Consider the following 7425-nt stretch of genomic DNA (forward strand, 5'->3'; position numbering starts at 1 on the left):
CGAGTTGTTCCACCGGATTCACCCAGTTGTTCACACGTCGGGCCAGCCTGGTGGCAACGGTGGGGATTCCTCGAGGACTCCACAGGGACTCCTCGAGGAATCCACAGGCCGGATTCGGTGACGCCGCAGGTCACCGCTAGTGCACAGGTGTTAGTGGAGCGTCTTGTGGATGATGTGGACAACTGCCTGTGCATGAACGCTGCACACCCTCGCCCAACACCCTGTGCACCGACCGGTGCACAAAGGTGGGGATTCCTCGAGGAATCCACAGGAATTCCTCGAGGAATCCCCAGGGCAAAAAAGAACACCGCCCCAGGTCAGGGCGGTGTTCAGGGTTGGGGATGAAATCAGCGGGAGCGCTGTTTAATTCGGGCTGTGAGTTCTTGGACCTGGTCGTAGACCCGACGGCGCTCGGTCATCTCCTTGCGCACTTTTTTCTCGGCGTACATCACCGTGGTGTGGTCTCGACCGAACGCCTGCCCGATCTTGGGCAGCGACAGATCGGTGAGCTCACGGCACAGGTACATCGCGATCTGCCTGGCCTGCGCCAGCGGACGCGCCTTGCCGGGGCCGGTCAGCTCCTCGAGCGTGGTGTTGAAGTACTCGGCGGTGACGGCCATGATCGTCGCCGCGTTGATCTCCAGGGCCGCCGTGTCGGGCATCAGGTCGCGCAGCACCACCTCGGCCAGCGAGAGGTCGAGCGGCTGACCGTTGAGCGAGGCGAACGCCGTCACCCGGATCAGCGCACCCTCGAGCTCGCGGATGTTGCGCTCCACCCGGCTCGCGATCAGCTCGAGCACGTCGTGCGGCACATCGAGCCGATCCATCCGCGCCTTCTTGCGCAGAATCGCGATGCGTGTCTCCAGCTCAGGAGGCTGCACATCGGTGATCAGGCCCCATTCGAAGCGGGTCCGCAGCCGTTCCTCCAGGGTGGCCAGCTGCTTGGGCGGGCGGTCCGAGGACACCACGATCTGCTTGTTCGCGTTGTGCAGGGTGTTGAAGGTGTGGAAGAACTCCTCCTGGATGCCTTCCTTGCCCTCGATGAACTGGATGTCGTCGACCAGCAGGATGTCGGTCTCGCGGTAGCGACGCTTGAACGCGACCTTGCGGTCGTCGCGCAGGCTGTTGATGAAGTCGTTGGTGAATTCCTCGGTCGAGACGTACTTCACCCGCATGCCGGGGAACAGTCGCTGCGCGTAGTGACCCGCCGCGTGCAGCAGGTGGGTTTTTCCCAATCCCGAAGCGCCCCAGACGAACAGCGGGTTGTAGGCGCGCGCGGGCGCCTCCGCGATGGCGACCGCGGCAGCGTGTGCGAACCGGTTGGACGCGCCGATGACGAAGGTCTCGAACGTGTACTTGGCATTGAGACTTGCCGACGACGAGGACTGCGGCGGCGCCTCGGGCGACTTGTTGAAATAGGTCGGCCAGTTGTTGCGGTTGCTCACCACGGGTTCGTCGTCGACCGGCTGCGCGCCGGGCTGACCGGGGAACGGCTTGTCCTGCCCCTCGGCGCTCGGCTCCTCGGCACGAGCGGCGGCGGGCTCTTCGGACGGCCTGCCGCGGTTCGGCGCGCGCTGCGGCGCCGGGTCGGGAGTGAACAGCGACTCCTGGCCGGAATGGTCGCGGCGCGGCGGCGCGGCCTGCTCGCGGCGGGCGGGCGGTGCGGTCTCGGGGACTCGCTGGTCCGGACGCGCGCCACGGAACTCACCGCGGCCGCCGAACTCGGCGCCGGGATAGTCGGGTACGGGGTACGCCGCGGTCGGCTCGAAATCGGTGCCGTGGAACTCGTTGCGGTCGCCCTGGTACTCGGCAGGCTGGCTGAAATCGGACGGAGCCTGCTGGTATTCCGGCTGCTGGCCGTATTCCGAGGGCGGCTGCTTGTACTCCGGTTGCTGGCCGTACTCCGACGGAGCCTGCTGGTATTCGGGCTGCTGGCCGAACTCCGACGGGTTCTGCTGGTACTCCGGCTGTTGCTGGTATTCGGGCTGTTGCTGCTGGTACTCCGATTCAGCCGGGTACTCGCGGTGCCCCGCGTAGTCGTTGCGCTCGCCGTACTCGCCGGCCTGCCCGGGGTACTCGCGGCCGCCGTAGCTGTTCGGGTACTCGCCGTTGGCCGGATAGTCGGGAGACGACTGATAGTCGTTGCCGTACTCGCCGCCCTGGACGGGGTACTCGCCCGCGCCGTAACGCGGCCTGCCGTACTCACCGCGGGCGGCGTAATCGGGAACACTGAAATCGGGGCCGGGATAACCGGCGGGCGGGCGCACCTGCTCGCGCGGACGCTCCGGCCTGCTCGTCATCCTCGCGTGGCGGGGCGAACTACCGGCCCGCTCCCCCGCGGCCGGGCTCGGCGCGGCGATGCGCACCCCGAGTCCTTCCACTTGGGGACCCAGTCGACGGCCGAGCGATCGCAGGATCGGCTCCCGCAGATCACGCTCGATCGCCTCCTGTGCCAGCGAGGACGGGACCGACAGCAACGCGAAACCCTGCGCGACGGTGAGTGGCTTCACCAGCTTCAACCAGGCCTGCTGTGCGCGACTCACCGCGGGGATGGCGCCGTCGGCAGAGCCGGTGGTGAGCTCGGCAACCACCTCCGGCCACACTGTGGCCAGCACGTTCTGCTCGTCGTCCATACAGCGTCCTCCCCGGACCGGTTTGTTGGGGCCCACGGCCTTCGCGCACGCCGGAAAGCACCCGTGAACAGGTGTAATCCAGTGATCCTGCGTACAACCGAAGCCGGTTCGAACGCTGTGGTCCGGTTGTTCCGGACTGCGGCGCGGGCACCGACGGCCTTACGAATATGCCACTGCGGCCGTCTGTCCACATAATTATCCACAGATGTGGACAAACCTGGGGATAAAGGAATTCTGCCAGCGTGTGGCAGTGAATGGGGCTGGACCTGCGGTTCTTCAGCAATCCCCCGGCTACAGAGGTTAGCTGGCCGCGCCACGCAACGCCAGGGGTGTGGAAGAACTCACGAAAAGTGGCCGCATGCGTCACTGCGGCCCGGGCGTGTCGTGCCTGGTCGGGCCGGGCCTCTGGTCCGTTCGGGCGTCCGGTAGCCTTGACCTGTGCCGGTGACAGGTACGTGGGGGCCGAGTTTGACCCGTCCCTTCGGGATAAGTACCCTCGTACAGTCACCCCTTGGCGCGGTTGGCGGCTGTCTGCTGCACATCGATCGCCAAGGCAATCTGTGCGTAGACCGCGGTCCGCAGCGCAGACAAATCATTTGTACAGACTTCGGGCGCCGAATGGTGCCCACCTACTACAGGAGTGTTGACCGTGGCCAAGGGCAAGCGGACGTTCCAGCCGAACAACCGTCGTCGGGCGCGCGTCCACGGCTTCCGTCTCCGGATGCGGACCCGTGCGGGCCGCGCCATCGTTGCGGCGCGTCGCCGTAAGGGCCGTACCGAACTGACTGCCTGATCGCGCGTAGTCGGACGCTCGGGTGTTGCCTGAGCCGTATCGGTTGCACCACCGTGCCGAATTCTCCCGCACGGTGCGCCGCGGTCAGCGAATCGGGAGGCGAGATCTCGTCGTACACGCGCTCACACACGCGTACGACGATGTCGCCGACGGCGATTCTCTGGTCCGCGTAGGTGGTCCTCGGTTCGGACTGATTGTCAGCAAGGCGGTGGGAAACGCGGTGGTTCGCCACCGGGTGGCCCGCCGCCTGCGTCATATGTGCGCCCAGGTGGTCGATGAACTGCCGGTCGGCACCGATGTCGTGATCCGGGCCCTGCCCGGTGCCGCCACCGCCGATTCCGCCGAGTTGCTGCGCCAGCTGCGCACCGGCCTGCGCAAGCTCGGCTTGCGCGGGGAACCGGAGCTCGCGCTCGGTCGCACCTCGGCCGGTGAACGGCGATGAGGACCCTCACCCGCCTGCCCGCGAAAGCCCTGATCGCCCTGATCGAGCTCTACCGGACCTATGTCTCCCCCACCCGGATGCCGATCTGCCGGTTCACCCCCACCTGCAGTGAGTACGCGGTGACTGCCTTGCGTACCCGCGGGTTGGTCGTCGGATCGGCACTCACGGTCGTGCGGCTCGCGAAATGCGCGCCCTGGCACCCTGGAGGGTGGGATCCCGTGCCTGAGCGCGGGTCGAAAGCCTGCACACAGTCATCGCCCGCGCTGATCGGCGATACGAACGACGGGAGTACCTAGAGCCGTGCTCGACATCATCTATTGGCCGGTATCCGCAATTCTGTGGTTCTGGCACAAAGCCTTCGGCTTTGTGTTCGGGCCTGACAGCGGCCTCACTTGGGCACTGGCGATCGTGTTCCTCGTGTTCACGCTGCGCCTGGTGCTGTACAAGCCGTTCGTCAAGCAGGTACGCACAACCAAACAGATGCAAGAGCTGCAGCCCCAGATCAAGGAGCTGCAGAAGAAGTACAAGAACGACCGCGAGACCATGGCGAAGGAGATGCAGAAGCTCCAGAAGGAGCACGGCTTCAACCCGCTCATGGGCTGCCTGCCCGTCCTGGTGCAGGTGCCGGTCTTCCTCGGTCTGTTCCACGTGCTGCGCTCGTTCAACCGAACGGGCACCGGCTGGGGCCAGATCGGGATGTCGAACTACGACAACGCGCACACCGCGAACTACATCTTCAGCGCGGCCGACGTCCAGTCCTTCCTGAGCGCCCGCATCTTCGGTGCGCCGATCGCGGCGTTCATCACCGCGCCGCCCGAGCAGTTGGAAGCCTTCGCGGATTGGGGTGGCACGCCGACGAAGCTGAGCATCGCGCTCGTCGCCATCCCGCTGATGATCATCGCCGGTCTGGCGACGCACTTCAACGCACGGGCTTCGGTGAAGCGGCAGACGCCCGAAGCCGCCGCCAACCCGCAGGCCGCCATCATGAACAAGCTGTCGCTGTGGGTCTTCCCGCTCGGCGTGATGGTCGGTGGCCCCTTCCTGATGATCGGCATCCTGATCTACTGGGTGGCCAACAACATCTGGACCTACGGCCAGCAGCATCTGGTCTTCGGCCGGATGGACCAGGAAGCCAAGGCGAAGGAAGAGGAAGCGAAGGCCAGGAAGGCCGCTGTTCGTACCGAGACGACACCCAAGCCCGGTGCGAAGCCGGTCGACGTCCGCAAACGAGTGCAGGACGCCCCGGCCGCAGACACCTCTTCGACGAACGGCACCGCCGCGACGAACGGCGCCCCCAAGCAGTCGGCCAAGCAGGGCGGCGGTAAGCGCAAGCCCGGCGGGCAGCAGCGGCCGGGTAACCGTGGCCGTGCGAACCAGAAGCGTAAGCGCTGAGACGCGATCGGATAGAGGGAATCCAATGACTGTTGAGACCGAGACCGACGGAGGGGACGCCACTGTGGCGACGACTGCTGTTGACGTCGTGAACGACGCCGAAGAAGCGTTGATCGAAGAGGGCGAGATCGCGGGCGACTACCTCGAGCAGCTACTCGATGTGCTCGACTTCGACGGCGATATCGACCTCGATGTCGAGGGCGACCGCGCCATCGTGAGCATCGACGGCGGCCGTGATCTGACCAAGCTCGTCGGGCGCAACGGTGAAGTGCTCGACGCGCTGCAGGAGCTGACCCGGCTCGCCGTGCAGCAGGCGACCGGAGTGCGTAGCCGGCTGATGCTCGATGTGGCCGGTTGGCGTGCACAGCGCCGGACCGATCTGAGCGAGATCGGCGTCGCCGCCGCGAAGCGGGTGCTCGAGTCGGGCGCGCCCGAAGCGCTGTCCGCGATGACTCCGTTCGAGCGCAAGATCGTGCACGACGCTGTCGCCGATATCGAGGGTGTGGCGAGCGAGAGCGAAGGCGTCGAGCCGAATCGTCACGTGGTGGTAGTGCCCGAGTAGGCTGACTTCCGCCGTAACCACGAACGATGTGATTAGGCCTCCGGTCTCGGACCGGGGGCTTTTTCATTGCCATCACTCGGAAGGATGTTTCACGTGGAACGAGAACTGGGTGCGCCGGCCGACGAGCTGGAACCGCCCGCCGCCGCTGCCCGCGTGTTCGGTGACCGCTTGGACATCGCTCGTCGCTACTGCGCGGCGCTGGCGACGGCCGGTGTGGAACGTGGTCTCATCGGTCCCCGCGAGGTTCCCCGGTTGTGGGAGCGTCACATCCTCAACTGTGCTGTCATCGGCGAGCTGATCGATGAGGGCGCTTCGGTTGTCGATATCGGTAGCGGTGCCGGGCTTCCCGGGATCCCGCTGGCAATCGCTCGGCCTGATCTTCGGATCACGCTCGTGGAACCGCTGTTGCGCCGCACGATCTTCCTGAGCGAGTTCATCGAAGAAGCCGGGTTGGATGTGACGGTGGTTCGTGGTCGTGCCGAGCAGTCCGGGGTGATCAAGGAAGCGGGGGGTGCGGATGTTGTGACGTCGCGTGCGGTCGCTCCTCTTGCGAAGCTCGCGCACTGGTCGCTGCCCCTGCTTCGTGACCATGGTCGGATGCTTGCGCTCAAGGGGACGAGTGCTGCTGAGGAACTCGAGCGTGATGGTGCTGAGTTGATTCGGGATGGTGCTACTGATCTTCGGGTTGTCGGGTGTGGGGCTGGGGTCGTGGAGATTCCGACTTTGGTGATCAGTGCTGAGCTTCTCCCCCGGGGTGAGCGTCCGACTCGTCGGAGTGAGCGGAAGGCTGCTGGGGTGGAGAAGAAGGCGCGGAAGCGTCGGGAATCCTGATTGGGTTTCGGTTTTGGTTGGCTGGGTGGGATTGCGTGTTTCGTAACGTGACGAATTGGGGCGAGGGTCGTTGCATGGGGTTGGAACGGGTCTATTTTCGGTAGGTGCGGAGGGGTGTCGCGTTTGTGGTGTGGAAGTGTTTCACGTGGAACGTGGGATACCTTCTTTTCCCTCCCCCTCCCCGCTTCCTCCCCTCCCCTCCCCTCCCCTCCGCGCTGCGGATCTGACTTCGTGATTGCAGTACGGGGGTTTGCGGAGTTGGATCGCACTGGCGGTGGATCTGCTCGATTGGCTGGATCGCCGCAAGGGGCTTCTTGTCAGCGATGTGCGTGACTGCGATTCGTTGGTGGCTCGGCTACTCGGTTCGGCTCCGCTCGTTGCACGTGTGCCGGGCGTCGTTGTCGGGAGATGCGTTGTCTGGGGCGAGTCGCGGTTGGTGAGATCGAATCTTCAGCTTGCTGGTTAGGTGATCGTCGGGGTGAGTCTGTCGATGATGGGGTGCGCCGGGGCGTTGGTGAAGTCGGGGTCGGGATTTTTGTGAGCTTGTGTGGTCGGCGGTCTACGTTTGCGGGTCGGCGATGGCTGGATGCGGGGTGCGTGGGTGGTGCGGGGTGTTGGTGTGTTGGTGGCTGGGATTGGGTGTGCGGTAGTCCCAGGAGGTTTGACGCTGTGTTTGTTGGCGCGCTGGCGCGCGCGTGTCCGCGGCCCTGAGGGGCCGCCGGTTAGCGCTCGAGACTCGCGCCTGCGGCGCATGCGCTTCGAGCGCTAACCG

General features: G+C 65.4%; 7 protein-coding genes. 6 read left to right on the forward strand and 1 reads right to left on the reverse strand.

All coding sequences use genetic code 11. The features are described from left to right. Window positions 1–347 precede the first annotated feature (347 nt). Complete coding sequence (dnaA, locus tag ACFVJ5_RS20700; RefSeq protein WP_379222246.1) at window positions 348–2633, reverse strand: chromosomal replication initiator protein DnaA; 2286 nt, start codon at window positions 2631–2633, stop codon at window positions 348–350. A 649-nt stretch (window positions 2634–3282) separates the two neighbouring features. Here dnaA and rpmH point away from each other — a divergent pair. The 6 genes from rpmH to rsmG all read left to right on the forward strand — a co-directional run bounded on the left by rpmH (window position 3283) and on the right by rsmG (window position 6653). Next, window positions 3283–3426, forward strand: a complete 144-nt coding sequence (gene rpmH / locus ACFVJ5_RS20705) for a 50S ribosomal protein L34 (protein WP_082843828.1) — start codon at window positions 3283–3285, stop codon at window positions 3424–3426. A 22-nt stretch (window positions 3427–3448) separates the two neighbouring features. Next, window positions 3449–3868 carry a ribonuclease P protein component gene (rnpA, locus tag ACFVJ5_RS20710; RefSeq protein ID WP_378634616.1) on the forward strand — a complete coding sequence of 140 codons (420 nt, stop codon included), beginning with the start codon at window positions 3449–3451 and terminating at the stop codon, window positions 3866–3868. Continuing rightward, complete coding sequence (gene yidD / locus ACFVJ5_RS20715) at window positions 3865–4164, forward strand: membrane protein insertion efficiency factor YidD (RefSeq protein WP_063005942.1); 300 nt, start codon at window positions 3865–3867, stop codon at window positions 4162–4164. The genes rnpA and yidD overlap by 4 nt, the downstream gene beginning before the upstream one ends. 4 nt (window positions 4165–4168) lie before the next feature. Continuing rightward, window positions 4169–5260, forward strand: coding sequence for a membrane protein insertase YidC (yidC, locus tag ACFVJ5_RS20720; protein WP_379222249.1), 1092 nt, complete (start codon window positions 4169–4171; stop codon window positions 5258–5260). A gap of 25 nt (window positions 5261–5285) precedes the next feature. Continuing rightward, window positions 5286–5822, forward strand: coding sequence for a R3H domain-containing nucleic acid-binding protein (locus ACFVJ5_RS20725; RefSeq protein WP_056822606.1), 537 nt, complete (start codon window positions 5286–5288; stop codon window positions 5820–5822). A gap of 84 nt (window positions 5823–5906) precedes the next feature. Then, entirely contained in the window at window positions 5907–6653 is a 747-nt protein-coding gene (gene rsmG, locus ACFVJ5_RS20730; protein ID WP_379222251.1) for a 16S rRNA (guanine(527)-N(7))-methyltransferase RsmG, read from the forward strand. Window positions 6654–7425 lie beyond the last annotated feature (772 nt).

Source organism: Nocardia sp. NPDC127606, from assembly GCF_042671725.1.
GTDB lineage: Bacteria > Actinomycetota > Actinomycetes > Mycobacteriales > Mycobacteriaceae > Nocardia.